The organism is Streptomyces sp. MS191, from assembly GCF_008042125.1.
Classification (GTDB): Bacteria; Actinomycetota; Actinomycetes; order Streptomycetales; family Streptomycetaceae; genus Streptomyces.
Window position 1 is genome coordinate 1 of sequence record NZ_RDBI01000005.1, and the last position, 26,292, is coordinate 26,292.

17 protein-coding genes are annotated in these 26,292 nt (G+C 69.5%); 13 read left to right on the plus strand and 4 right to left on the minus strand.

Annotated elements, in window-relative coordinates; translation table 11 throughout:
* From EAO71_RS01045 to EAO71_RS01085, 8 genes are all read left to right on the plus strand, one after another.
* The coding region (locus EAO71_RS01045; protein ID WP_187282507.1) for a helicase associated domain-containing protein at positions 1 to 520 on the plus strand (520 nt) is incomplete at its 5' end.
* A gap of 540 nt (positions 521 to 1,060) precedes the next feature.
* Entirely contained in the window at positions 1,061 to 2,890 is a 1,830-nt protein-coding gene (locus tag EAO71_RS01050) for an ATP-dependent nuclease (protein WP_147975864.1), read from the plus strand.
* A gap of 271 nt (positions 2,891 to 3,161) precedes the next feature.
* Positions 3,162 to 4,358, plus strand: coding sequence for an exonuclease SbcCD subunit D (locus tag EAO71_RS01060; RefSeq protein WP_147975866.1), 1,197 nt, complete (start codon positions 3,162 to 3,164; stop codon positions 4,356 to 4,358).
* Position 4,359: 1 nt separating this feature from the next.
* Positions 4,360 to 7,368 carry an AAA family ATPase gene (locus tag EAO71_RS01065; protein WP_147975867.1) on the plus strand — a complete coding sequence of 1,003 codons (3,009 nt, stop codon included), beginning with the start codon at positions 4,360 to 4,362 and terminating at the stop codon, positions 7,366 to 7,368.
* 83 nt (positions 7,369 to 7,451) lie between these two features.
* Positions 7,452 to 9,866 carry a DEAD/DEAH box helicase gene (locus EAO71_RS01070; RefSeq protein WP_187282508.1) on the plus strand — a complete coding sequence of 805 codons (2,415 nt, stop codon included), beginning with the start codon at positions 7,452 to 7,454 and terminating at the stop codon, positions 9,864 to 9,866.
* 329 nt (positions 9,867 to 10,195) lie between these two features.
* Entirely contained in the window at positions 10,196 to 10,579 is a 384-nt protein-coding gene (locus EAO71_RS01075) for an effector-associated constant component EACC1 (RefSeq protein ID WP_261991929.1), read from the plus strand.
* The gene (locus EAO71_RS01080; RefSeq protein ID WP_147975870.1) at positions 10,576 to 11,727 is read left to right on the plus strand and encodes a caspase family protein; all 1,152 of its coding nucleotides are present in this window, start codon (positions 10,576 to 10,578) and stop codon (positions 11,725 to 11,727) included. Before EAO71_RS01075 ends, EAO71_RS01080 begins: the two co-directional genes overlap by 4 nt.
* 848 nt (positions 11,728 to 12,575) lie before the next feature.
* Entirely contained in the window at positions 12,576 to 13,355 is a 780-nt protein-coding gene (locus EAO71_RS01085) for a hypothetical protein (RefSeq protein WP_147975871.1), read from the plus strand.
* A 99-nt stretch (positions 13,356 to 13,454) separates the two neighbouring features.
* Here EAO71_RS01085 and EAO71_RS01090 read toward each other — a convergent pair whose 3' ends face one another.
* Both EAO71_RS01090 and EAO71_RS01095 read right to left on the minus strand, forming a co-directional pair.
* Positions 13,455 to 16,169 carry an ATP-binding protein gene (locus EAO71_RS01090; protein WP_147975872.1) on the minus strand — a complete coding sequence of 905 codons (2,715 nt, stop codon included), beginning with the start codon at positions 16,167 to 16,169 and terminating at the stop codon, positions 13,455 to 13,457.
* A 42-nt stretch (positions 16,170 to 16,211) separates the two neighbouring features.
* Positions 16,212 to 17,024, minus strand: a complete 813-nt coding sequence (locus EAO71_RS01095) for a TIGR02391 family protein (protein WP_222723529.1) — start codon at positions 17,022 to 17,024, stop codon at positions 16,212 to 16,214.
* 375 nt (positions 17,025 to 17,399) lie between these two features.
* On the opposite strand from EAO71_RS01095, the gene tap reads away from it, so the two are divergent.
* The 3 genes from tap (at position 17,400) to EAO71_RS01110 (ending at position 22,659) form a co-directional block, all read left to right on the plus strand.
* Entirely contained in the window at positions 17,400 to 19,265 is a 1,866-nt protein-coding gene (gene tap / locus EAO71_RS01100) for a telomere-associated protein Tap (RefSeq protein ID WP_261991930.1), read from the plus strand.
* 6 nt (positions 19,266 to 19,271) lie between these two features.
* The gene (tpg, locus tag EAO71_RS01105) at positions 19,272 to 19,829 is read left to right on the plus strand and encodes a telomere-protecting terminal protein Tpg (protein WP_147975873.1); all 558 of its coding nucleotides are present in this window, start codon (positions 19,272 to 19,274) and stop codon (positions 19,827 to 19,829) included.
* A gap of 136 nt (positions 19,830 to 19,965) precedes the next feature.
* Positions 19,966 to 22,659 (plus strand): tetratricopeptide repeat protein, encoded by a 2,694-nt coding sequence (locus tag EAO71_RS01110; RefSeq protein WP_147975874.1) that lies wholly within the window; start codon positions 19,966 to 19,968, stop codon positions 22,657 to 22,659.
* Positions 22,660 to 22,708: 49 nt separating this feature from the next.
* Here the strand turns inward: EAO71_RS01110 and EAO71_RS01115 are convergent, their stop codons facing one another.
* The gene (locus EAO71_RS01115; protein ID WP_187282509.1) at positions 22,709 to 23,242 is read right to left on the minus strand and encodes a hypothetical protein; all 534 of its coding nucleotides are present in this window, start codon (positions 23,240 to 23,242) and stop codon (positions 22,709 to 22,711) included.
* A gap of 205 nt (positions 23,243 to 23,447) precedes the next feature.
* On the opposite strand from EAO71_RS01115, the gene EAO71_RS01120 reads away from it, so the two are divergent.
* Both EAO71_RS01120 and EAO71_RS01125 read left to right on the plus strand, forming a co-directional pair.
* On the plus strand, positions 23,448 to 23,741 hold the full coding sequence (locus EAO71_RS01120; RefSeq protein WP_147975875.1) for a YkvA family protein: 294 nt from the start codon (positions 23,448 to 23,450) through the stop codon (positions 23,739 to 23,741).
* A gap of 200 nt (positions 23,742 to 23,941) precedes the next feature.
* Positions 23,942 to 24,784, plus strand: coding sequence for an endonuclease I family protein (locus tag EAO71_RS01125; protein ID WP_147975876.1), 843 nt, complete (start codon positions 23,942 to 23,944; stop codon positions 24,782 to 24,784).
* Positions 24,785 to 24,878: 94 nt separating this feature from the next.
* On the opposite strand, the gene EAO71_RS01130 is transcribed toward EAO71_RS01125, so the two are convergent.
* A complete protein-coding gene (locus tag EAO71_RS01130; RefSeq protein ID WP_147975877.1) occupies positions 24,879 to 26,255 on the minus strand; it encodes an amidohydrolase family protein in 1,377 nt (458 codons plus the stop codon).
* Positions 26,256 to 26,292 lie beyond the last annotated feature (37 nt).

Genomic DNA, 26,292 nt, shown 5'->3' on the forward strand with positions numbered 1-26,292 from the left:
CACCAAGCCCACCCCAGCCCCCAACTCCGGTGAAGACCCCCACATGTGGCTCGACCGGCAGATCACCCGACAGCGCGAACTGCACCCGCAGCAGATCGCCCTGCTCATCCAGCTCACCGCCCAACATCCCCATCTCCACCCCCACGCGCTGCTACTCCGGCACGCCCCTGGCTCGCGCATGCGGGCTTTCCAGCGCGGACTGAGGGCAGCCCGCCAGTACCTACACCGGGAAGGGCACCTCCAGGTGCCGCTCGCCCACCGCGAAGACCTCGATGGGGACCCCGTCCGCCTGGGACTATGGATCTCCAAAAGCCGTGAACAAACCGCGCTGCTGACCAGAGCACAGATCGACGCCCTCACGGCCCTGGGAATCGACCCCGACCCCCTCTTCCGGAATCCAACCCCCAACCCTGCTCACGGCGATGAGGGGGAACCCTGGCGGGCCACCCCAGAGCCATGGGTCGCATCCCGCAAGCCCGACCGGCGCGATTGGCTGGCAGACCTGCGCTCGCTGGTGTGACGATGCCCAGCCGTGCCCGAACGAGCCGTGGCCCCCGGCCCTCCGCGAGGGCCCATGGGGGAGGCACGCCACCGGTTGTTCCCCGCGTGAACGGTCGGGCGTCCGGCTGCTGCGGGCCACGCAGGGTGCGCCGTGCCCGGCCTTCAGAGAAGGCCGCGAGCGGAGAGGAACCCACGCCACTCGTTCACGGCTCGGCGCCGTCGGGGAGGTTTCCGACTCGCCTCCTCTCAGTCGCGCCGGCCGCGCCTCGCCCCGGCGTCGTGGTCGAATCCAAGCCGACGAGATACCCCTGCCGGCATCGATCAGGCGTGCGAAAGGGAGGTTTGGGCGGGTGCTCTGTCTCAGGGAGAGGGGGATTCTGGCGGTAGTCGTGCGTGAAGCTACTGGCTGGTTCAACTGGCCCAAAAGGTACTGCAGTTGTTCAACAGCACTTAATATGACGGCCTGTGCCAGTGGCACAGGTGCCTCGTCAGCATCCGTGCTTGCCGCACGCCACGCCTCTGTCCGCTCTGGACGGGGAGATACGGAGCAGCTCCTCCCGTGTATCTCGACAGCTACTCCGTGCGCGGGTTCCGCTCCCTGGCCCAGGTCACGGAGATCCCGGTCAGCCGGCCGACCGTTCTGGCCGGCCGTAACGACGGTGGCAAGAGCGCGGTGCTGACCGCGCTGGCCTTCCTCCTCGGCGCCCACCGCCTGACCGACGAAGACCGCACCTACGTGCGGGACGAGGAAGAATCCAGCGGACGCCGGTGCGCCGAGACCTGGGTGGAGGGACAGTTCCGGCTGGACGCCGACGAGCAGGCCGACAGCGGGCTTGGCGAGCATGTGCGTATCCGCCGGCGCTCGCGCCCGGGAGAGACGACCTGCCTGGAGTATTTCGGCAGCCAGCCAACCGACCCGCAGCTGCGTGACCTGGACCGGCTGCTCAAGCCGGCACTGACGAAGCTCGTCGCCGAGTACGGCCTGACTCCGGCAGGAAACCTCAAAGAGGACCTCCTGGCGGAACTGACGGCACACGCCAAGACCGTTCCCCAGGACCAGGGATGGCAGCCGCTGCCCAAAACGCTCGAGGAGCGACTCCCGCGGCTTTTGTCGTTCGGCGGGAAGGACGAGAGCCCCGACAACGCCGTACGTACCGCGTTGAACAGCAGCTACAAGACGCACCTGGAGGACGAGACCCTCCAGGGCCGTGTCCGCGAGATCGAGGAAGAGATCAACCAGCGGCTGGAGAAGGAAGCCGACTCCCTGTGCCGCCACATCCGCCAGCACTGCGCCGAGTATGTCAACGTCAACGTCAAGCCCATGGTCTCCTTCAGCGGAGGATTCAAAGGCGCTCCGCTTCACGTCTCAAGGGCCGACGGTGAGCCAGTCGACCTGACACGCGCCGGCCAGGGAAGCGCCCGCCGCATCGCTCTGGCGGTGTGGGAGTGGACCAGCAACCTCCTGGAGAATGCCGAACTGGCCGCCTCAGGGGAACCCGCAAGCGCTCAGCCCACGCAGACCATCGTGGTCTACGACGAACCCGACACCCATCTTGACTACCGCCATCAGCGCACGGTCATGGACATCGTCCGTAAGCAGTGCGGGTTGCCGCACGTGAACGTCATGGTCGCCACCCACTCGATGAACCTCATCGACGGTGTCGACATCGCCGATGTGGTCCATCTGAGTCTGGGACCCGACGGGCGCACTGTCGTCGAACGCCTCAAGGACGACCAGCACGACGGGATCGATTTCCACCTCGGCCAGATCGCGGCATCACTGGGTCTGCGCAACTCCGTCCTGCTCCACGAGCGCTGCTTCCTTGCCGTCGAGGGCGACACGGAACAACAGAGCCTCCCCCTGCTGTTCCGCCTGGCCCAGAACATGTCACTCCAGGCGGCGGGCATTGCTCTGTGGGGCTGTGAGAACAACGAGGGCGCTCTCCACCTGGCCAGCTACCTCGTCAAACACCTGCGCACGGTCATGCTGATGATCGACGCCGACAGCCGCACCAACAAACTTCTCAAGGATGAACGACTCCGACGAGCCGGCCTCGACCTCACCACACAGGTGTCCTATGTGGGAGAAGCCGACGGCTACAACGAGCTCGAAGAACTCTTCAGCGACAAGCAGTGGGCCACCGCGGCCAACGCTCTGTGGCCCCGGCCTGCTCCCCAGGCCTGGCGCCCCGAGGACTTCGAGGCACACCGCGACGGCAAGAAGTTCAGCGCCCGCATCCTCGGCATGATCAAACAAGAAGCCGAAGATAAGAGCCCCAACGGCAAACCCGCCATGGTTTACGGGCTGGCCAGCACCCTCACCGCCCCCGAGGACGTGCCCCGCCAGCTGCGGGAGATCTTTACCCGCCTACAGGAACTCGCTCACTGACCAGGCGCCGACCGCTGTGCCCGGCGCAGAAGCATGCGCTCCTTGCGCTGCTCGTCGGTCGGTGCCACCCAAGCATGCCAGCCGACCGACTCCACCCACTGGCGCGCGTGAATCCGGGCGTCGATACCGCACCATCTGCACCCGCCTGGCGAGGGAACACGGGCAGCACGAGCAGACCTTGGAGAGGCCATCTCTCCTCCTTCCCACGCTGCATATCTTCCCTTCCGCCACTGACAATCACACTGAGTGACGAAGCTCGAGGTTGACGCACATGAGGTTTCTCCACACGTCTGACTGGCACCTGGGCCGCCGGTTTCATTCAGAAGACCTGATACCCGCCCAGCGCGATTTCCTCGACCATTTGGTCGACACCGCGCGAACCGACAACGTCGACGCCGTCCTGGTAGCCGGCGACATCTACGACCGGGCGATCCCCAGCCTCGACGCCGTACGCCTGTTCAGCCACGCCCTGCACCAGCTCGCGGACCTGAACGTGCCGATCATCATGATCAGTGGAAACCACGACTCCGCGCACCGCCTGGGCGTTGCATCCAGTCTCCTGGCGCGCACCGGAATCCACCTGCGTACCGACCCGGCCACCTGCCACACTCCCGTCCTCCTCAAGGACGGCGACGGCCCCGTCGCGATCTACGGCATTCCCTACCTCGAGCCGTCGATGGTCCGCACCTCGCTGGAAGCAGAAGCCGTCTCCCACCGCGCTGTACTGACCGCGGCTCTGGACCGCATCCGCGCCGACCTCGCCGACAATCAGCTGGCCGGCACCCGCTCCGTGGTCCTCGCCCACGCCTTCGTCACCCCCGGCACCGGCAGGCCCGAAGAACGAGACAAGACCAAGGAATCCACCAGCGAGCGCGACATCACCGTCGGCGGCGTCGCCCACGTAGGCGCCGACATCTTCCACGGTATCGACTACGTCGCCCTCGGCCACCTCCACGGCACCCAACGCGTCAGCGACCGCATCCACTACAGCGGCTCACCGCTGGCCTACTCCTTCTCCGAAGCCCATCACACCAAGTCGATCACCCTGGTCGACCTCGCCCCCGGGGCAGTCCCCACCCTCACGCACCGGCCCTGCCCCGTCCCACGCCGCCTCGAGCGTGTCACCGGCTTCATCGAAGACCTCCTGACCAACCCCGCATACGAGCCGTTGACGGACGCCTGGCTCGAGGTCACCCTCACCGACACCGCCCTGCCCTTCGAGGCCATGGCCCGCTTGCGCCGCCGCTTCCCCCACACTGCCGAACTCAAGCACCGGCCCGCTCACATCCCGGCACAGGCCACGAACACCACCTACAGCGAACGCATCCGCGGCCGCAGCGACCTCGACATCACCAGCGACTTCATCCACAACATGCGCGGCACCGAACCCACCCCGGACGAACACGCACTGCTGCAGCAAGCCGTCGAAGCCTCCCGCCTGAACGAGCAGCAGAAGGAAACCGTCTGACATGCGCCTGCACACCCTGCACCTGCAGGCCTTCGGCCCCTTCGCCGGCACCCACACCATCGACTTCGAGGCCCTGTCCGCCGACGGCCTCTTCCTCCTGCACGGTGACACCGGCGCAGGCAAGAGCACCATCTTCGCCGCCATCTGCTTCGCCCTCTACGGCAAACCCCCGGGCGACCGCGACCTACTGCTGCGCAGCCATCACGCTCCCGCGGATCTCCTGACCGAAATCACCCTGGAGGTCACCCTCGCGAGCCGCCGCCTGTGCATCCACCGGATCCCCGCCCAGATGCGCCCCAAGCGATCCGGCGAAGGCGAGACCCTCCAGAAGGCCGAGACCCGCCTCAGCGAGTGGACCATCGACACCGACGGCCAGGGCCGCTGGGAACCAGCCAGCAAGTCCCACCAGGAAGCCGGCACCGAGATCACCGACCTTCTGGGCATGAGCCGGGACCAGTTCTGCCAGGTCGTTCTCCTGCCCCAGAACGAGTTCACCAAGTTCCTCCATGCCGACGCCTCCGGCCGGCGTGAACTCCTCGGGAAACTCTTCCGTACCCACCGCTTCTCCTTCATCGAACGCTGGCTCAACGACCACAGCCGCACCACCGAGAAGAACCGCGACGCAGCCCGCGCCGACGTGCTACGCCTGGCCGAACGCATCCACCAGGCCGCCGGAAGCGACCTTTTGACCGACCAAGCCGCCCCCACTTCCGAAGACCCTCGCACCCTCACCGAATCCGCACGAGCCTGGGCCCAGGATCTCCTGCACACCAGCCACATCCACCACGAGCAGACCCTCCAAGCAGCCGCAACGGCCAAGGATAATCTGGCCAAACAGCAGACCCTCGAAGCCGCCGCACGCGAACTCCGCCAGCAGCAAGCCAGCTACGCCGATGCTCTGCAACAGCTCGAGCTGCTGCAGCAACAAAAACCCCACCAGGACACCCTGGTACAGCGCCGCGACCAGGCCCGCCGCGCCCAGCAGGCAGCGCCCCAGCTGCACGCCGCCGACACCGCCGCACACGACCACGCCCACGCCCAGCGCGCCGAGCGCAGCGCCTGCACCCACCTGCTGCCCGAGCACACGGACCTGGACGCCAGCCAACTGGAGACCGCCGAGCAGAACACCAGGGCCGAAGCCGCTGTCCTGACCGCGCTGATCCCTGAAGAAGACACCGTCCGCCGGCTGACCGCCCAGCTGAAGCGCGTCGACGCCGAACGGCAGGACTTCGCCACCCAGCAACGCACCTCCCAGGATTGGATCGAGGCAGAGCCCGACAGGCGTCGCACCCTCGAAGCCCGGCGGGAAACCGCCCGCCAAGCCGAAGAAGAAAGCCGTCGCCACCACGACGCCTTGGACAGCCTCAAGGCCCGTATCGAAGCCGCCAGGCGCCGAGACACCCACCTCGCGAAATTCGCCGAGGCCGAGCAGCACCTGGCAGACGCACAACAGGCCGTCACCCTGGCCGGCCAGACCTACCTCGACATCCGCCGCCGGCGCACCGAAGGCATGGCCGCCGAACTTGCCGCCACCCTCACCGACGGCAAACCCTGCCCGGTCTGTGGAAGCTGCACCCACCCAGCCCCGGCAGCTGCCCAGGACGGGCAGCCCACACGCCAGGACGAACAGGACGCCGAAGCAGCCCACAAGCAGGCCAACACCGCCCGGGAGGATGCCGCAGCCGTCCTGAACGATCTCCGCGAACAGGCGGCCGCCGCCACCGGGGAAGCGGGCGACACCCCACTGATCGACCTGCAAACCCAGCACACCGCACTCAGCGCCACCCTGGCCGACGCCCTGGACCGTGCTGTCGACCAGGGCGCCGTTCAAGAAGAACTCCTCGCACTCGACGCCGAGCACACCATCCACACTCAGCAGCTCAGCACCGCAACAGCTGGCCTGTCCGCCCGCAACGCCGACTACGACACCCTCACCCGGCAGCTCACCGAGCTGTCCGTCAAGCTCACCACAGCCCGCGGTACCCACCCCACTGTCGCCGACCGCGCCGACGAACTCACTCGCACCGCCGACCGGCTCAAGGAAGCGGTCGAGGCGTCCCGCACTCTCGCCGCCGCTGCCCAGACCCTCACCCACCGCACCGAGCAGGCCGCCCTCGCCGCGAAGAACCAGGGTTTCGACACCCTGGCACTCGCCCAGCAGGCTCTCCTCGGCGACGAAGACCTGCGCGCGATCGAAGACGAGATCACCCAGTGGCGTCAGGACTGCGCAGTACACACCACAGTCCTGCAAGACACGACGCTGCAGCAGGCCGCCACACAGCCCCCCGCAGACCTCGACACCGCCACCGCAGCACGGGATGCCGCAGACGACCAGCACGCCTTTGCGGCTGCAGCCGCCAGCGCCGCCCACACCCGCACCCAGGACCTTGCCGCCCTCGCCGCCGACCTCGAGACCGCCAGCCAACGCCTTGAACCACTCGAGCAGGCCCACACCACCGCACGCCACCTGGCCGAACTCGTCACCGGCAACTCACCCAGCGCCCGCGTCCGCATGCAGCTCGAGGCCTACGTCCTGGCCGCCCGTCTCGAAGAAGTCGTCACCGCCGCCAACACCCGCCTGAACATCATGTCCGAAGGCCGCTACACCCTCTCCCACTCCGACCACCAAGCCGCCCACGGCGCACGCTCCGGCCTCGGCCTGCAGATCACCGACTCCTGGACCGGCCGCCCCCGCAAGACCGACACCCTCTCCGGAGGCGAGTCCTTCTTCGCCTCCCTCTCCCTCGCCCTCGGACTGGCCGACGTCGTCACCCACGAAGCCGGCGGCAACCCCCTGGACACCCTCTTCATCGACGAAGGCTTTGGCACCCTCGACGAAGACACCCTCCACAAAGTCCTCGACGTCCTCGACTCCCTGCGCACGCACGACCGCACCGTCGGAGTCATCAGCCACATCCCCGAACTGCGCCGTCGCGTCCCTAACCGACTCCACGTCCGCAAGAACCCCACCGGCTCCACCCTCACCCACCTGACCGMAGCAGCCGAGTAACCCACAGACAGAGGGGCCCCAGAAACCGTCCCCTCTGCAGCATCCGTCCGACGCCGTCGGACCAGTACGGGATGATGTGGGTCATGGTCACTCCGGTCGCGTCCGCTGTCCCTCGCCCTGCCGGTCGTCCTGTGCTGCGTTCGGACCAGGAGCGGGGTCTTGCTGCTGCGGTCAGGCATTTGCGGCGCCCGCGTACCCGGGCTTTGTATGTGGCGGCGACGGGGACGGGTAAGACTCTGGTGTCGATCCGGGCGGCGGATGAGCTCGGTGCGCGTCTTGTTTTGGTCGTTGTGCCCACGTTGGACCTGGCGGCTCAGACGGCGCTCGCGTGGCGTCGTGACGGTCACCTGGAGCACATGGTGATTGTGTCGTCGATGGACGCTGCGGCCCATGACGCTCTGGCTGCCCGCAGGGTCGGTTCCACGAGCAGTCCCGAATCGCTGGCGGCGTTGATGTCGGTGGTGGGGGAGGGGGACGACCAGCTTCCCGCCCTGACGGTTATCTCGACCTACGACTCACTCGACAAGATCGAGGCGACGCAGCACACCCGCTACACCGTGCCCACTTTCGATCTCGCGATCATGGATGAGGCGCACCGCATCGCCGGCCGGGCGGACAAGAAGTGGGCGATGGTCAATGACGCGGCACGGATCCTCGCGGAACGCCGTCTCTACATGACGGCCACCCCGCGCAGCTTTGCCGCACCTGACCTGGCGGACTCCGCCTCGACCGCTCGCCGCCGGCCGCGCCCTGTACCCGAGTCTGTGGGGGATGCGGCGGCGAACAGCATGGACAACGAGCATGTGTACGGAAAGAGGGTCTTCGAGTACCCCCTGGCACAGGCCATCGCCGACGGCGTCGCCGCGGACTACCGCATCGTGGTCCCCACGGTCACCGACACCGACCTCCGCGCCCGACTCAACCTTCCTGTACCCGGCACGGCCGCCAGTGAGGAGACCGCCGGCGAGAATGCGCTGCGCACCACCGCCCTGCACCTCGCTGTTCTGAACGCGATGGCCAAGCACTCCATGCGCCGGGTCCTGGTCTTCTTCCACCTCGTCGAAGACTCGATCCGCTTCGCCCGAGAACTGCCCCACACCCTGCGCCGCCTCCGCAAAGCCGACCCTGACTGCCTCCCCGGCCTCGACCCGGACGTCTTCTTCGTCCACGGCGACCACACTCCCGACGAACGCGCCGACACTTTCGCCCGCTTCGCCGCCTCCCCTCGCGCGATCCTCACCAACGCCAAAGTGATCGCCGAAGGCATCGACATCCCCAGCGTCGACGCCGTCGTCTTCGCCGACCCCACCAGCAGCATCACACGCTGCGTCCAGGGCCTCGGCCGCGCCCTGCGCCTGGACGTCTCCGGCAAGACCGCCTCCCTGATCGTCCCCGTCTACATCCCGCCCAGCGACGACCCCGAGAACATCCTCGGCACCCCCTACGAACCCGTCTGGGCCATCACCACAGCCCTGGCCAGCCACGACCACCGCATCATCGAACGACTCCCCAACAAGGCCAACCGTCTCCCGGCCGAGACCAGCCGCCTCATCCAGCACCGCTGGCACTTCGACTACACGATCCACCCCGAACGCATCGCCCGCGCCATGGACCTGATCGCGTTCAACCCCCGGGGCGCCCTGACCCGAACCCGCCGTGAAGGCCTCGCTTCCGCCCAGGCGTTCCACGACGCCTTCGGTCACCTCGACGTCCCCGCCGACCACAGCGACCCGGCCGGCTTCGAACTCGGCCGCTTCATCACCACCATGCGCGACGCCCGTACCACCGGCCGCCTCGAGCCGGAGTGGATCGCCGAACTCGACGCGCTGGGCATGATCTGGGACAAGCATGATGCCGCCTGGCGCGCCCGCCTCACTGCCGCCGCCGAATACCAGGCGGTACACGGGCACCTTGCCGCCCCTTCCACCACCCCCATCGGAGCCTGGCTGGCCGAGCAGCGTTCCCTCGCTGCCCGTGGCCGGCTTGACCCCACGCGTGCCGCCGACCTCGACGCGATCGACCCTCACTGGCGTCTCCCGAACGGCCCTGACTGGCACCGCAAGTACCACCTGGTGCGCCGTCACCTCGAGACCGGCCAGCTCCTCACCCCCGACACCACCACTGGCAGCACCAGCCTCGGCAGCTGGGCCATCCGCCAGCTCACTCAGTGGACTTCGCTGGAGGCCAGCCAGCGCCAGCTCCTCGAAGCGCTCAACCTCACTCCCGAGAATGGCGCCCTGACACCCCGCCCGACAGTCCGGCGCACCTTCGCCCAGACCGTCCAGATCCTCGAACTGTTCCTCCATCGCGAACGCCGCGCCCCCGCAGCCCGCGAGACGATCACTGTCGACGGCGATACCGTCAGGATCGGCCCGTGGTTTGCCAAGATCCGCACCAAGCAGCGCGCTGGCGAACTCGACGTCGAGCACGAACGCCTCGTCGCAGCCCTCTTCGAAGGCGAGTGGACCCAGGCAAACCCCGTTCCGGCCTTCACCTGACATAGGCCAGCCGTTCCCCCCGCATTCCAATACCGGCAGCCGACCGCATCCGCACCCGGCACATCTCGTGCGCCTGCCCTGCTCGCGCCCGCCCGCAGGCTGGGCAGGCACTCGTGAACAGAGGCATCACCGACTGCTGTGCCGCGTTCTGTGATCCTCGCTCCCTCGGCCAACTCGACGACGGCACCGTCCTGGCGATTTTCTCCAGTGCGCGATCGCCGCTTCTCGAGGAGTTCCAGCCGGACAACTAGGCTGATCTTGTGAAGTCCGCGGCGAAGCCCTCTACTTGTGCAGGAGCATGAGGAGTGTGGCCGCGCGGGAGACGGCCGATGTGCTGGGGAGGGGGAGAGGTGCGGTTAGAGGTACAGGTGGCATCAGGTGCTGGAAATCTGCGTTCCTTGCAGGGCTGGTTGAGGTCGGATCCCCAGGTGCGCAGGTCTGCGACCGTTGAGGTGCGGGGCAGTTCTCCGCGGCCGGGGGAGATGGGCACGGCGCTCGATGTGCTTCAACTGGTGACGGGGAACGGGTGGAGCGCAGCATCGTTCGTGTTGGCGCTGGTGGCTTGGCGGCAGACCCGGCCGCAGAGGCCGCGGGTAGAGATCCGCCGCGGTGACACGGTGATCATCCTCACCGACTGCTTGCCCGAGGAGATCGAACGGGCGACCCGGGCACTCGACGCCGACGAAGGCGGCGAGGAAGAGCAGGCGCAGTGAGCGTGTTGCCCGACCCGGGGGCATCCAGGGCGGTCCTCGTCGGTACGAGCCGCTACGAGCATCTTGAGCAGCTCCCCGCCGTTGCCAACAATCTCCAAGCCCTGGCCGACCTCCTGCGCGGCCCACAGTCCCTCCGGCTGCCTCCCCAGCATGTGACCGTCGTCGAGAACCCCATCGACCCGCACACGGTGATGGACCCAGTGCGGCGGGCGGCTGCCGACGCCACCGACACTCTGCTCATTTACTTCGCGGGCCACGGCCTCGTCGACCCACATGACGCGCTCAGCCTTGCCCTGCCACGCACACAGGCCGACCGGGTCGAGACAAGCCTGCCCTACGACTGGCTGCGCCAGGTCCTGCTCCTCGACTCCCGTGCGGAGCGCCACATCGTTCTTCTGGACTGCTGCTACAGCGGTCTGGCCCTGGGGAGGATGAATGCCTCACCAGGGCTCGCCGACCAGGCCGCGGTGGAAGGCAGCTTCCTGCTGGCGGCCGCCGCGGAGACCCGCACCGCACTGGCGCCAGTCGGAGACACCTACACAGCCTTCACCGGCGCACTGCTAGACACGCTGCGCCACGGCATCGCCGGCGGTCCCGCACTGCTCGACATGGGGGCTGTCTACCGGCATCTACGCCTGACACTGGAGGCTCGGGGCTGTCCCGTTCCGCAGGCCAGGGACCGCAACAGTGGTGCCCAGGTGGCGCTTGGACGCAACCATGCGGATCTTCCCGCCAACCCCATCGCCGCCCCGCCTGATGCGCAGACCGCTCAGCGGCCGTGGCCCGATCCATGCGGCGTCCGCACCGTCACCGGCTTCTTCACCGCGCTCGCGGATGTGCGCGTGGTCAGCGGGCTGGCCCAGCAGGAGGTCAGCCGGCGTTCGGCGGGACGCATATCGACCAGTACGGTCGGCAGCTTGGTGAACCGCACGATGCTCCCAACCACATGGGCTGCGACAGGGTCCTACCTTGCAGCCTGTGGCGTACCCGAGAACCAGATCACGCAGTGGCAGGCCGTCTGGCAGCGACTGCGAGAGGAAGCCGTGTCAGGTGACGCGACGCCCCCTGCCGACCGCAGGAGCCTCCCTGAGAAAGGCAAGGTGTGGCAGCGGCCCTTCACCGCTTTCCGGCGCAAGCGGGGTCACTGACCGGAAGCCGCCGGAGCAGAGGAGCCGGCCGGCCGAGCAGGGGGCGACTTCTCCGAAGGGCCGGCCTCGCTGCCGAAGAGGGTGTTCCAGCCAGCGATGGCCAGAATGCCGATCATCACGACTGCGCCTGTTGACGGCTTCTTCCACCGGCTGGACGTTGACGAGGGCTGTACGTAGTGCCCCGCGCGGTAGTACCCCTTGCGATTCTGTGCCATAGCTACTCATCCCCCGAACCGGCTCCGACGACTATGCGCCGCAGTCTCCCAGCGGCCCACCTGCTACAGGTGGAAACCGGAGAACACGGCTGGATCTGCGCGCTTCGCTCCCCAGCTGGAAGTTCGTCGATGACCGTCCTTGAGGTCTATACCAACCCGGTCGAGTCAGCGAGACTACCGCCCGGCGGCATCCGAGCCGACTACCCACGGGGTCACGAGCCCCGCTGGGAAGGCGAGCAGGCTGAGGCACAGGCTGAAGGCGGCAGCGCGTGTGGTTCTGGTGCCGTCGGTCCACCGCGCCCCCGCGACCCGCGAGACGATCCCTATCGACGGCGACACAGTCAGATCGGACCCTGGTTCGTCGCAACCGCACCGCTCCGGCCAACTCGACACCGAGCACGAACGCCTTCTTGGCGCACTCCTTATACGGGCCGAGGACCCCGCCCCGGTATTCACTTGACCTGTGGCGGCAGCCTGGAGGCGACCGGCGATCCCCGCCGGCCGTACGCCGGCGGGACTTCGCCGCCCTGTGGCGCTACGCCCCCGTCGCCCGTAGAGTGCGCGGCGTTTGTGTGGCCTCAAAGCCGTCGTGTCGGCCTTCGACCGGAGTCTCCTCCTTCTACGGTCTTTCCCATGAGCCATTCCTGCGCCGAGTGCGGGTACCGGTACCCGGACGATGTCATCGAGCAGACGGTGCCGGGGGAGCGCCAGTGCCCGCAGTGCGGGAGCAAGCGAGTCAGCGCTGAAGCACCTGCTGGCCACGCGGCTGTTTCCGTCACGGCTTCCGGCCCTGAGAGGATTGCGGTCGCGGCCCGTCTGTGGCCGCGCTGGGCCGCAATTGCGATCGACCGGGCGCTGGCGGCCCGCGTGGCTCGTGAGCAGGCTGTGGCAGCGACGGACCCCACTATGGAGTCCTCCTCGTTGAATGAGGAGTTCGACGCTGCGTTGGTCGCCGTGGCCGCCTCAGCGCACACGCTGGATGCCTTCTACGGCTCGGTGGTCCCGGCAACGCGCCGGGCCGCGTGGAGGGCCAACCGCACCAAGCGGCGCACGGCGATTCACGAGGGTCTGAAGCTCGTGTTTGCTACCGGCCCTCGCAACGCCGCCTGGGGCGACGAGTTCAAGTGGCTGTTCCCTCTCCGGGATGCGTCGGTCCACCACGAGGAGAAGCCCAGGGAGACGGTTCCCCATCCGCCTCTGGGCACGCACACCGGACCGGAGTACGCCGACTACTCGACGGAGTCAGCAGACCGAGCAGTCAGATTGATGCTGGACGTCCTGCGCTGGTGTGTCGATAACCCACGGGCCAAAGCGCCCACTACCGGGCCCCAGGCACCCACGGCCAATGAGTGGGCTAGGGACAACGAGCCGGCGGTGGCCGTCCTGGAGAACCGTTGGGCGTCGTCGGCATGAGCCTCGGCGACCGGCGGTCGGGTCGGCTCACGACTTCGGGAGTGCAGCTCTAATCTCGATCACGACCACCTTGGTAGCACGCTGATCATCACTGGACGGCTATGTGTCGTCGCTGTTGGCGATCTCTTCGATCAGCTGGCTTTGATGCCGTATGTCCATGGCTTGGTCGGAGGTGAGCTCGTACTGGGAGAGGATTCCGATCTCCGTCCGTGCTCTCGCGATGTCGCCCGTACGTGCCAGGACTTCGGCACGCTGTGAACGCAACCCGATGATCACGTCGTGGAGGTTGTCCTGCTGGGCTGCGAGCAGCAGCGTGTCGAGAATCTTCAGCGCTTCGCCGGGGTTGGTGAGGCGGAGCACGTCCGCGACGTCCTGTCCGGAGTTGATGGCCGACCGGGTTGCGCCTGAGACGGCATAGAGCTTCTGCGCTCGTACAGCCCAGGGGCCGAAGTCCAGGCGGTTGAGTTTGCGGTAGACGAGAACAGCCAGGCCGAAGCAGTCGGCGAGCCGCTTGAAGTCGTCGGGAGTGTCACTGCTCACGCACTTCGCGTGCAGCTCGGATGTCGGGGCCAGAAGATCGTCGTCTTCGAGACCGAGGTGATCCATGTAGGCGACGGCGACCTCCATGGCCAAGAGCCCCGCTTCTTCATACTGTTCGGCTGTCCACAGCGCGGCCGCATACTCGTACCGCAGGCTGCGGTCGTACCGGGACGGAGCAGGGGTCTCTGCGTGGGCCTCAACATAAGCCCTCTTGAGCTGCTTAAGGTCGCCCGATTCGCCGTAGAGCCGGAACCTCCTGCTGGCGAGAAGCATCCGCTCCCGATGGCCGAAGTCTGGATGCCCGGCCCTGTGGAGTGTCTCCATGGCCTGCACGTGCTGGGCGACCGCGTCCAGATCGTTGTCCCGGTGCGCCCATGCGAAAAGCGCGTTGTGGGCGTCGAACCGGAGAGCCGTGTCGGCCTCGGCCGCGTGGGCCGTATCAGCGAGCACTGCACGCAGCTCGCGCGGATACCCACGTTCGAAGAACCCCTCCTGCTCGGTGAGGGCGATCAGGTCGTCTATCTGGCCGGTTGCGCCCAGCAGACGCATCCAGCGAATCAGTCGGTCTGGGCTTCTATGACCGTCGAGGAGCCGGCACAAGGTGCGCTGCACGCGGTCGGCTGCTTCCTCGTCGAAGGCCTCCACGGTGGAAGTGGCCAGGGGGCGTGCTGCGTCGTGGAGCTTGACGTGACCGTTGGCGAAGGTCTGCGTCAGACCATGAGAGGCAAGCTCCCTCAGGGCGCGTGCGTTGATCGGAGCGCGCTCCAGACCGACATCCGCGGCCATCTGTTGCAGCTCGTCGCGTGTCAGCGGCACTTCAGCAAGAGCAAGGAGACCAGCAAGCGCCTTCGCTGTCTCGGAGAGGCGCTCGAAGGCATGCTCCAGGATGAGCTCCTGGGCAGTGGACGTGAGATGTGTCCGCTCCTCGAATGCATCGCAGAAGGCTGCGGCGTCGGCCCCATACTCCCGGGCGGTCAAGGCAGCCGCTTGGAGGATGTACAAGGGCAGGCCGCCGGCGAGCGTGCGAACACGCTGAGCCGTGGGGTAGTCGGGCCTGCAGCCTTCGGCTGCGAATGCCGCGGCGGTGGTGTCGACGGTCCAGCCGGGCAGCATCTGAGCGGTGATCCCGAGGTGAGCCTCAAGGACTGTCTGGTCGGGCCAGGGCTGCGCCAGCAAGATCAACTGCACGGTGGGCAGTGCGTCGATCAGCATCCGGATGCCGTTCGTGGGAAGCCGGTGCGCGTTGTCGAGCACCACAGCGACCATCGTTGACGTCTGTGCGAGCCGCAGATGGACTGCCCGCAAAACGTCCGTACTCGAGCCGTGGGGCAGTTCCCCTCCCACCCGGCTGCTGAGGTGCCGGGCCGCGAGCTCGCGAGCCAATGACTCGGCGACAGCCTCCGTCGACATACCGTCTGCGACGTCGCAGTACGTGATGGGCAGCGGGCAGCGCCCGGCCGCATGCGCGGCCCAGGTGGTCTTCCCGGCGCCCGAGTACCCAACCACCAACCGCACCCGCTGCTCACCGAGCAGTTCATCATCGTTCTGCTGCGGCCAGTACGTGTCGGGTGCCTCGGGGAAGGCCTGCAACTCCTCGACGAACTGCTCGCACAACTCGGGCAGGTCGGTCGCGGCGAAGGCCTGACCGTGGGCTCCGGTGCATGCGTACTGCACCCGGGCGGCCAGCTTCTCCACCAGCGTCTGGGGCTTCAGGGAGCGGAACGGCACTCGCTCGGCCTCTGCGGTGCACCACCGCAGCATGCCCTCCAGGTCCTGGGCCGGCGGCGGCAGCCACGTGTCCTGTCCCGGGGGCCCTGCGGGCCACAGCAGCCGGACATCGGCCGGCCAGTCCGCAGCCCGGACTCTGGCGAGCAGGCCGGGGCCCGGCTGGGCGTTGCTGACCACGACCAGCACAGGGGTGCCGCTGCGCCTACCTTCTTCGTGCTCTGCGCGGATCGCGTTTTCGAAAGCGGCGACCGCCTCGCGGATGTCGCTCCACACCAGTGCGCCACTCTGCCGGGTCTTGACCTGGAGGTAGAGCCGTCGGTCCGGGAGCACGACCTCGAGATCCTCGTCACGCTCCACCAGCAGCGTCTGGGCACCCGCATCTCGCAACCTCAGCAGGCACCCGACGGCGTACAGATGTTGGTAGGTGAACCCGCGATGGGTCGCTCGGATGCGCAGCTGCTGCGCCGCGTCGAGGGGAGAGCCACCAATGAGCCCCTCTACTTCATCGCGCTCGGCATCCTGTGCTGCCGGTCTCTCCCGCTCCATCACGTCAGATTATCTGCCGGACAGCTGGGCCACCCGCAGTACTCAAGGCTGGATGCGGGCACTGTCGAGGCGCCGGTGGACCATGGAGAGAGTGGTGAGCAGTTCGAGGAGTTCGTCGTCGGTGACGTTGCGGTGCAGTCGGGGGTCGTGGGCGGCCGGGTTCCGGTACATGCTGAACAGTCCCTTCACGAGGTTCGCGAGGCCTTTCTGCTCGCCGAGTTCCGTCGGCGTGCCGCCGGTGTTGACGGCCACGCGGGCGGTGCCGCCGCCGGTCATGAGGACAGCGTCGACGAGCCGCGCCCCGTCGAGCTGTTCGCCGGTGAGGCGCCGCAGCCGGTCGGCGACCGACTTGACGGCCTCCAGGCTGGCGTGGAACGCGTTCTTGGCGAGGATCTCGTCGGTGCAGTAGCGCAGCACCTCCTGGTGCGTGCCGCGACGGCGCAGCTCGGAGCGAAGCGAGCTCGCATGCCGGGCCGCGTCGCTGAGCGTTGCGGCGGCCGGGCCGCGGGCGATACGGCCCTCCTCGTTGACGCGCAGACCGATGTGGACGAGGACCTCGTTGAGGTCGTCACGGCGCCGGGAGAACACCTGCGGCTGCTGGGCGTACCGCACGGGAGCCATCGCATGGTTCACGAACACGACCACACAGTTCGCCGCCCGGTCACGGGCCTGACGCGCCAGCAGAGCCCGCGCGAGCCGGTCACGCTTGCTGGAGCCGTCCTGGTCCGGAACACCCGAGAGCGCCAGAAGGTCACCGATCTCCCGACCCGTGAGCCCGTCCGCCGTGTCGGCCAGAACCCCCGCCACAGCCGTGACCACCATCGCCGACCACGGCTCAAGCCTCTGCGTCGCCACCCCAACCTCCTACCACCCGCCCTGCGTGCAACAACCGCGCACCATTCCGCCCAAAGCCGCCACACGCCTAACGCCCTCGCCCCAAGGTGGGCAGGCCACCCGAAACGGCACGGAGGCTCGAGCCTCTCCCCGTTCGCCGGCCGGCGAGCAGAATCCCACGCGCTGCCGCACTCCACACTGCCGCCTCATCGCTGCGCCCCGCCTGCCGATGGTCCTGGGCACCGCGGAGCAACGCGGCCCTCGTACGGGCTTTCAGAACCCCAGCGAACAACGCAACCGACCCGCGTACCTGGACAGCCTTGACCGTGCCGCGCAGGCACAGCACGACACGCTCGTTCCCGGCCTCCGGCAGTACCACGGCGAAGAGACGAGCCCTTGCCCGACTGCGACCGCCCCCAGACCTGTAGAGCCTCGAGATCAGCGGGTAGCAGTGCCTGCCCCCGCCCCGCCGCGAGGAATCCGGAGACGGCGAAGCCGGCCCCGCGGAACGCCCAGGCCGGCGCCGGCGACGACTCCCGGTTCGCCCACGGACCGCTCGCGGTCCTCGACGCCGACGCCGACGGCCGGGTGTCGGCCTACTGCGTGGGAGGTCTCGTCCTCGACGTCCCCGCGGACTCCCTGCCCTCCCTGGTCGAGTGGACCCTCGCCGAGGCGCGGCTCGGCCAGCCCCGCCTCTCCGGAGCGGGCCGGGACGCCGACCCGCTCGTCGTCCTGACACGGTCCGCACTCGAACGATTCGGTCTGCCGACGGAACTCACCGACGAGGAGCGGCTGGCCGGACGCCTGCCGGAAGGACACCCGGCGGTCGGCCGACTGGGCCGCGCCGACTGGAAACTGACCCGGCGCGGCTTCGGGCCCTGGGCACGGATCTACCGCCCCGCACAGGGCTCGACCCGTTCCTGCGTGCAACTGTGCATCCCCTCGTGGGACGCGCTCGACTCGCGCCACTGGGGCGACGCCGCCGACCTGCCCCCGGCCGAACTCGCCCAGCTCCTGGGGATCTACGCGTCCCGCGTCATGACCCCGCGCGGCTCGACGGCGGTGACCGGTCTGGAACTGATGACCGCCCTTCACCCGCCGACCCGCGCCTCCGCCCCGGACGCCGCCGGCGTACGGCACCGTGAGCACAACCCCGGCTCGCTGGGCACGGACCCGGTCGACCCGGCGCCGTGCGAGGCCCCCGACGGGCACCCGCTGCTCGCCGACCTCCCCCGGTTCCACCAGCGGACCGCCGCCGAGACCCTCAGGGAGGAGGCGTACGACTGGGCCCGCCCGCTCACCGACGCCGAATGCCTGCGCCGCAACCTTGTGGGCATCGACGTCAACATGGCCTTCGCCGCCGGCGCCAACGGCCTGGTCGTCGGGCTCGGCGCGCCGACGCGCGTGCTGCGGCCCGCGTTCGACCCGAAGCTGCCGGGCTCGTGGCTGGTCGACCTCTCCCACGTCGACCTGTCCCGGGTGAAGTCGGGCAAGGAGTGGGTGGACCTGGACGGCACCCTCCTGCCCAGCCCGTTCACGCCGACCGGCGAACGCCCCGAGGGACCGGCCTGGTACGCGACGCCCACGGTCGCCTACGCCGTCGAACTCGGTTACGAGGTCTCGCCGGTCGAGGCCTACGTCCGGTACGACAACGGCCGCTATCTCGACGGCTGGTACGGCCGCCTGCGCGACGCCTACGTCGCCACCATGGCCGACCTCGGCGTGCCGGCGGACGCGTCACCGGCCGAGTTCCTCACCGCGATGGACGGCCACCGCCTGCGCGACCCGCAGCTCGCCATCGCGGTGTCCGCGATCAAGGCCACCGTGAAGGGCGGCATCGGCAAACTCCGCGAACGACCCCGCGGCGAGGGCTGGAAGCCCGGCAAGCCGTGGCGTGCCCTCGCCCGCCCGACATGGCGCCCCGACATCCGGGCCGCCGTCATCTCCCGCACGCGCACCAACATGCACCGCAAGATCGTCAAGCACGCGGCGTTCACCGGGCAGTACCCGGTCGCCGTCCTCTCCGACTGCGCCGTGTACGCGGTCGACGGCGAAGGGCCGCTGGACTTCCTGCCCTACCGCGAAGGCAAGCCGCTGCCCGGCGGCTGGCGTCTCGGCGTCTCACCCGGCATGGTGAAACACGAGGGCACCCAGAGCGTGCTGTGGGGCGAAGGGATCCGCGAGCAGTACGACGCTCCGGAACTCAACCTCGCCCGCTACATCAAGGACGGCACCGTCACCGGCACGGACAACGGGGAGTAGCGCGCGATGAGCATGTTCGGCGAGGGCCTGGACAAGGCGGTGCAGTCGGCGTTCACCCGCCCCGCGCCCAAGTCGGCGGGCGCGCAGATGCGGTACCTGGTACGACAGCTCAAGGGCACGCGGGCCGTCGCCGCACTCCTGGCCGTGTCGCAGCGCCAGGTCGAACGGTACGTCGCCGGCACCGCGAAGCGCCCCCGGCCCGACCTCGCGGCCCGCCTGGAGGCCGAGGTCAAGGCCCGCTGGCAGCCGCAGGTCCGCGCCAAGGCGCGGCAGAAGGCCGCCACGACCACCGGGATCGTCATCGACACCCGCGCCCGGCTCGGCTACACCGCCCCGATCGGCACCACCGACCAGGACCGCGTCCGCCACCTCACCGTGGCCCTGCCCCCGCAGCACGCCGCCCGCCTCCTCGACGCCCAGGACCAGGGCGCCGGCGACGAGCAGCTCCGCCGGATCGCGGCCGAGGCCCTCAAGGAGGTCTACTTCCAGGACGGCGGCCGCCGCGCGGGCTCGCTCGAAGAGGTCCGCTTCACCGACATCCAGCACCTCGAGTTCGGCCTGTAGCGCGCCGGCGCGAGGGGTCCGGGAGGCGCAGAGGACATCCGCGGAGACCGGTGGTGAACGGCGCTGCGGACGCTGTCCGAGGGGCCGGACGTCTGGCATCATCGGCACACATCACGCCGACTGCGGGGGTAACTCGATGACCGAACGGGCCGGTTCAGTTCGCGCACCGTTATGGGCCGCCGGTGCCGTCGGTGGCAGTGTGGCCGCGCTGAGCATGACCGGGGACATCATCTTCGACCTCTTCGACGGCCTGACCGCGGTGGCCGTGTGCGGTGGTGCGGCCGTGGTCGTCGGCAGTCTCGCCTGGTATCACACGATGCGCACACAGCCGGAGCCGGCAACGCCCACGGCCGCAAGCGGCACCGCGCGGTACGAACTGCCCCGCACGGACGCCTGGGTGGGGCGCCCGCTCCTGCTCGACGGCTTGCTCGCCCTCCTTCAGGACGTCCCGGCACCCACCGGCGGAACGTTGGCCGTCGACCCTGTGAACACCCAGTCGAAGATCATTGTGGTACACGGCGCACCGGGTACGGGGAAGACGACACTCGCCCTCAATGCCGCCCACCGGGTGCGGGAGCAGTATCCCGACGGGCAGCTGTACCTCGAACTCCGCGGGGACGGGGACGAGCCCCGCTCCAGCGCGGAAGCCCTGGAACAGCTCCTTCACCGACTCGGCGTCGCGCGGGAGGAGATTCCGGCCGCTGTCGCGGACCGAGCGGCCCTGCTGCGCTCCGTGACGAACGACCGGCGGCTGCTGATCGTGCTCGACAACGCGTACAGCACCGAGCAGGTGCGCCCCCTGCTCCCGGTCGGAGCGGGGTGCGCCATGCTGATCACCAGCCGAAAGGCCCTGTTGGCGACGGACATCACGCGCCCCCCTGTCCAGGTCGTCCTGCCGGACGAGAACGAGGCGCTCGATGTCCTGACCCACTACGCCGGCCAGGAGCGCATCGCCGCCGACCCGGCCGTGGCCCTGCAGATCACGCGGTTCTGCGGCCGGCTGCCTTTGGCGCTGCGCATCGTCGGGTCCAAACTGAGGCAGCGGCCCGACCTGAGTCTGGTGCGGATGCAGGCACGTCTGGAGGACGAGCGCAGTCGGCTGCGAGAGCTCGTCCACGACGACAAGAGCCTGGAGGCCTGCCTCTCCTTCACCTACCGGGAGCTCGACGACTCCACCCGTGCGATCTTCGGGCTCCTCGCGTTGCTGCCTGTCGGACGGCTCACCGACTGGCACTTCACGTCTGCCGCAGGCTCCCGGACTCCGGCGGTGGCTGCCTGTGACGAGCTGATCGAGGTCAGCCTGATGGAGGCGCAGGAAGAGGACGGCGGCGGCTATCACGTCCACGACCTGATCCGGGTCTACGCGGCCGAGCGCTACGAGCAGCTGCCGTCGGACGAGCGGCGGCGGTCGGAAGCCCGGCTCGTGAAGGCCCTGCGGGACGCCGTCGTCCATCTGGCGGGCGGGCGGGCTCCGGAACTCGCTGCCCAGGTACCTGGGGAGCGGGTGGGTGATCTGGACGGGCTGCCCGCCGCGGACTGGGTCACGGGCGAGCGTGAGCGCCTGTTGTGGGCGATCGGCCGGGGCCGAAGCCTCGGCATGGACACCGAGGTCGCCGAGATCGGAGAGGCCCTGTCCTACTTTCTCGACGACATCACTCTGCCCGTCGGCGCCGCGGACTGGCTCTTCTCGGCTCCCGCGGAGAACCGGCCCCGGGTGCTGGCGGGCCTGCGCCGGGCCCGCGCGGCCGCGGCGCTCGCCGAGGGTGCACCCGAACGGACGCTGGCACTGCTCACCGACGGTGCGCACGGTGGGTGCGCGCCGACGCCGGTCGACCGGGCCAGGGACGAGATGCTCGTCGCACGCGCTCACGCGGTGCGTAGCGACTACCGGGCGGCCCTGCAGCACATGACAGCCGCGACGGACGCTCTGCGCGCCGCCGCTGACTCCTGGCACGTTCTCAACTCACTCGAGAAACTCGGTGAGTTCCAGCGATGGCGGGGAAGGCCGGAACTTGCAGAGCAGAGCCAGCGGGAGGCGCTCGGGCTCGCGGAGGAAGCCGGGGACCTGCGCGCGCAGGCCCGGCTGCGGCGGACCTTGGCGGAGACCCTCGGCTATCTGCGCCGCGCCGACGAGGCGGCACCGCTGCTGGAATCGGCAATCCGCGACTTCCGGGTGCTGAACGACCGCAGGGGCGAAGGATCCTGTCTCTACGCCCTCGGAAAGATCTACCGTCTCCTCGGCCGCCGCGACGACGCCCTCGACTGCTACGGCCGAGCGGAGGAGATCTTCGGCCCGATGGGGGAGCAGCTCTGGGTCGGGCGGATCACGAATGCCCGGATCCGTGTGCTCGCGGGCATGGGGCGACTGGACGACGCCGTCGTCACTGCGGGGGCCGCACTCGGCATCTTCGAGCGTGTCGCGCATGAACTGTGGTACGCCCACACTCAGCGGGACGTGGGCTGGCTGCACATCAAACGAGGCCGCCCCGAGGAGGCGGTCGCCCCGCTGCCCCACGCCGTCGAGGCGACCGCGCGCGCCGGAGACGAGTACGCCGGTGCCATGGCCCGCCACCTGCGCGGAGTCGCCTACAGGGACCTCGGCCGCCACGCCGAGGCCAACGCCGATTTCGATGCGGCCCTGGAGCTGTACCGGTCGGGCGACTATGCGTGGAACGAGGCGGCCGTCGTGCACGACGTCTTGATCGCGCTGCGCTCCGAGGGGCGAGCCGAGGAGGCCGAGCGCCTGGAAGCGGCCACCGCCGCGGTCAACCCGGCGTTCGTGCGGATGCAGGGTCGCAACGGAGCCGAGGCGGTACCGGACGAGGAGTGAGGTCGGCGAGGGCCACGCCATGCCGGGCCGAGTGTGCCCGCCCGGGCGTTCAGTGCCCGGCGGAAGCCTTGACGAGCGCGACCGCCAGCCCGATCGCCGCGTCGACGGCGCCGCCGAGCAGCGCGACGGCGGCACTGCTGCCCATCCGGAGGCCGCCGTACCAGCCCCAGGCGAAGAGGCTCGCGACGCTGACACCGGCGGACGCGACGAGAGCGGTCTCGAGCGACATCACGTCAAGGGCCGCGGCGCCGACGAGCACGAGGGGCCCGACCGCGGACAGCAGCAGGGGGCTGTCGACCCACAGCATCCGCCGCAGCTCCGCGCCGGTGGCGAGGCGTCCGTGCACCACGCGGTGGGCCTGCTGGTCGGCGACGAGCGCCGCCAGCCACAGGCCCACGGCCGCGGTCGCCACGGTGGCCGCGGCCCCGGCGACGGAGGGGTGCTCGGCCACGGACAGGCCGATGACCACGGAGATCATCGTGATGGTCGCGTACAGCCGCTCCTTGAGCCGCTCGGCAGCGGCCTGCGGGTCGGCGGCCGGAACGGACGCGTGCCCGGTCTCCTCGGTGTCGTCCTGCCCCATGCGGCCAGCGTAGGCCGTGGGTGGGACACCTCCTGACGTCACGTCAGGGCGTGTCGGCCGACGCCGCCGGCGCGACCCGCGCCCGGGCGCCGTGGTGCGGGACGCCCGGCCCGGGGCGACGCGAGCCGCCCCGTACGCGCGGGGCGCCGGGAAACGCGCCGGTGTCCTCGGCGCTGGCCGGGCCGCGACAGGGTAGAAGAGCGCCATGGACAGCGAAGTCTGGCTCATCGTGGCCGTCGTTCTCGCGCTCGTGACGGCGGGGTTCGCGGCCGTTCTGCTCGTACGCGTCTTCCGCGCCCGCAAGTTGCTGGTCGACGCCGGCGTTCCGCTGCGCTCCAAGGCGTTGTTCTGGACGGCGGTGCTGTACACGATCTCCCCGGTCGACCTGATCCCCGACCCGGTCTACCTGGACGACATCGGTGTGCTCCTGGTGGCCCTGCGGGCCCTCCACTCGGCCGCTTCCGGCGTGCGCTCGACCGGCAAGGACCTGTCGGGCTGACCGTCCCGGGAGTGTGGCGGGGGCGTTCACGGTGTCGGCACAGGATGGGTGCGGACCGTCCACTCGCGGATGGTCGGGACATGCCAAGCTCATTGGCTTGAACGTTCCGTCATGATCCGCCTGCCGGGCACACGCAGGGGTCGGCCGCGCCGACGCCCGAACGACGTGCCCGCCGAGAGGGAGAGGACACCCCCCACTTCATGTCCGCTCACCACAAGCACCGCCCCTGGCGGCGCCCCGTCCTGACCGTCGTCGCTGCCGCGGCCGTCGCCGTACCCGCCTCGGCCTTCGCCACCGGTACACCGGCCGGCGCCTCCCCGCCCGAACGCGGCCCGGCCGCGACGGCGGTCGAGGCGCTGGACGACAGCTACTACGAGGGCGCGGTCGGGAAGACCGGCGACGAGCTGAAGACCGCCCTGCACACGATCGTCAGCCGGCAGACCAAGCTCTCCTACGACGAGGTCTGGGACGCGCTGCAGACCACCGACGAGGACCCGGACAACCCCGGCAACGTGATCCTGCTCTACTCCGGCCGCTCACAGGCGAAGGCCGCGCACGGCAGCGGCGCCGACGACTGGAACCGCGAGCACGTCTGGGCCAAGAGCCACGGCGACTTCGGCACGGCGACCGGCCCCGGGACCGACATCCACCACCTGCGCCCGGAGGACGCCTCCGTCAACGCCACCCGCGGGAACCTGGACTTCGACAACGGCGGCGACCCGGTCGACGAGGCCCCCGGCAGCAAGGTCGACGGCGACTCGTTCGAGCCCCGCGACGCGGTCAAGGGCGACGTCGCCCGCATGATCCTCTACATGGCCGTCCGGTACGACGGATCCGACGGCTTCCCCGACCTCGAACCCAACGACCGGGTCGGCAACGGCAGCGCGCCGTTCATGGGCAGCCTGACGGCCCTCAGGCAGTGGAACGACGCCGATCCGCCGGACGCGTTCGAGAAGGCGCGCAACGAGCGGATATTCGGCATACAGAAGAACCGCAACCCCTTCGTGGACCACCCCGAATGGGTCGCCGCGATCTGGAAGTAGCCCGCACGGTGCGACGCGCACCCGGTCGCGGCGGTCGTCCGCCGCGACCGGGTGCGCGCGTGGCCTTCCCCGTGCGGGGACCACGGGGCAGCCCTCAGTCCAGGAACTCGCCGTCCCGGGCCACGACCACGCCCCCGTGCACGACCATGTCCCTGCGGGGCATGTCGACGACGACCTGCGGCAGGCACTCGCCGCGCACGAGGACGAAGTCGGCCGGCGCGCCGGGTTCGAGGTCGGCGTGGGCGAGGCCCATGACGTCCGCGCCGCCGTGCGCGGCGACGCGGTAGCAGTCCGTCAGCTCCTCGTCGAGACGCACGTCCGTCACCCAGCCGAGCAGCTGCGCGCGGTGCAGCATGTCGGCGTTGCCGAACGGGCTCCAGGAGTCGCGCACCCCGTCGGAGCCGAGACCGACCCGCACCCCGTGCTCGCGCAGCCTGGCGATCGGCAGGACCAGGGAGTCGGACGGTGCCACCGTCGTCAGCGCGATGTCCTGCTCGCCCAGGTCGGCGGCGATCGAACCGAGTTCGCGGTCCGACAGGCCGGGCAGGCAGAACACGTGGCTGACGGTGACCTTTCCGGCGAGCGACAGGGCGCGGGTGCGCTCGACGATGCCCCGCATGGCCGTCATCCCCTTCTCGCCCCGGTCGTGCAGATGGATGTCCACACCGATGCCGTGGCGGTCCGCGATGCCGAAGACGAGGTCGAGCTGCTCGTCGAGGGCGTCGTCGAAGCCGATCGGGTCGATGCCGCCGATCATGTCGATGGCGCCCGTGCGCGCCGCCTTCCCCAGCAGCCGCGCGGTACCCGGGGTGCGGATGACACCGTGCTGGGGGAAGGCCACGATCTGGACGTCGAGCGCGTGACGCAGCCGCTCCCGGGCGTCCGCCACGCCTTCCACCCCGGCCAGCCCGTAGGCCGGGGCCACGTCGGCGTGGGCGCGCATCGCCCGTGTGCCGCGCGTGACGGCATGGGCCATCAGACCGTACGCGCGCTCCGCCACGGGGCGGCGCTGGCTGCGGAACAACTCCACGTCCTGGGCGACGTAGTCGGCGATCCCGCTCGCCGGCCGGCGCGATACCCAGGGGCCTCCCCAGGTCGTCTTGTCGGGGTGGATGTGCGCGTCCACGAGGGACGGCAGGGCGATCCGGCCGCCGCCGTCGACGATCTTCGCGCCGCGCGGCGCGGGGGAGTCCGAGACGCGGCCGTCGACGACCACGAGGTCCCGGGCCTTCGCCGCGCCGAACGGGCGGACGTTGCGGAAGACCACGGCCCTGGCGGGGCGCCCCGATTCCCGGGACTCCGTCGCCGCCGGGGCGGTGCGGGCGCCGGTCGCGGAGCCGGCCGGGGCGGACGCGGCCTGCGCGGTGGTGGCGGTGGCGGCCGTCGTGGCCGTCGCGCCGGCGAGGGCGGCGGCGCCGGCCAGCATCGTGCGGCGGGAGAGCGGGCCGGGGAAGGCGGAGGACGGCTGCATGGGGACTCCTTCGACGGTGGGCGTACGGGGAAAGGGG

Coding starts and splice junctions, on each gene's coding strand:
- EAO71_RS01130 (WP_147975877.1), bottom strand. CDS start 26,255: ATGCAGCCGTCCTCCGCCTTCCCCGGCCCGCTCTCCCGCCGCACGATG.
- EAO71_RS01090 (WP_147975872.1), bottom strand. CDS start 16,169: ATGGAGCGGGAGAGACCGGCAGCACAGGATGCCGAGCGCGATGAAGTA.
- EAO71_RS01070 (WP_187282508.1), top strand. CDS start 7,452: ATGGTCACTCCGGTCGCGTCCGCTGTCCCTCGCCCTGCCGGTCGTCCT.
- EAO71_RS01060 (WP_147975866.1), top strand. CDS start 3,162: ATGAGGTTTCTCCACACGTCTGACTGGCACCTGGGCCGCCGGTTTCAT.
- EAO71_RS01120 (WP_147975875.1), top strand. CDS start 23,448: ATGGACAGCGAAGTCTGGCTCATCGTGGCCGTCGTTCTCGCGCTCGTG.
- EAO71_RS01125 (WP_147975876.1), top strand. CDS start 23,942: ATGTCCGCTCACCACAAGCACCGCCCCTGGCGGCGCCCCGTCCTGACC.
- EAO71_RS01085 (WP_147975871.1), top strand. CDS start 12,576: ATGAGCCATTCCTGCGCCGAGTGCGGGTACCGGTACCCGGACGATGTC.
- EAO71_RS01110 (WP_147975874.1), top strand. CDS start 19,966: ATGACCGAACGGGCCGGTTCAGTTCGCGCACCGTTATGGGCCGCCGGT.
- EAO71_RS01075 (WP_261991929.1), top strand. CDS start 10,196: ATGTGCTGGGGAGGGGGAGAGGTGCGGTTAGAGGTACAGGTGGCATCA.
- tpg (WP_147975873.1), top strand. CDS start 19,272: ATGAGCATGTTCGGCGAGGGCCTGGACAAGGCGGTGCAGTCGGCGTTC.
- EAO71_RS01115 (WP_187282509.1), bottom strand. CDS start 23,242: ATGGGGCAGGACGACACCGAGGAGACCGGGCACGCGTCCGTTCCGGCC.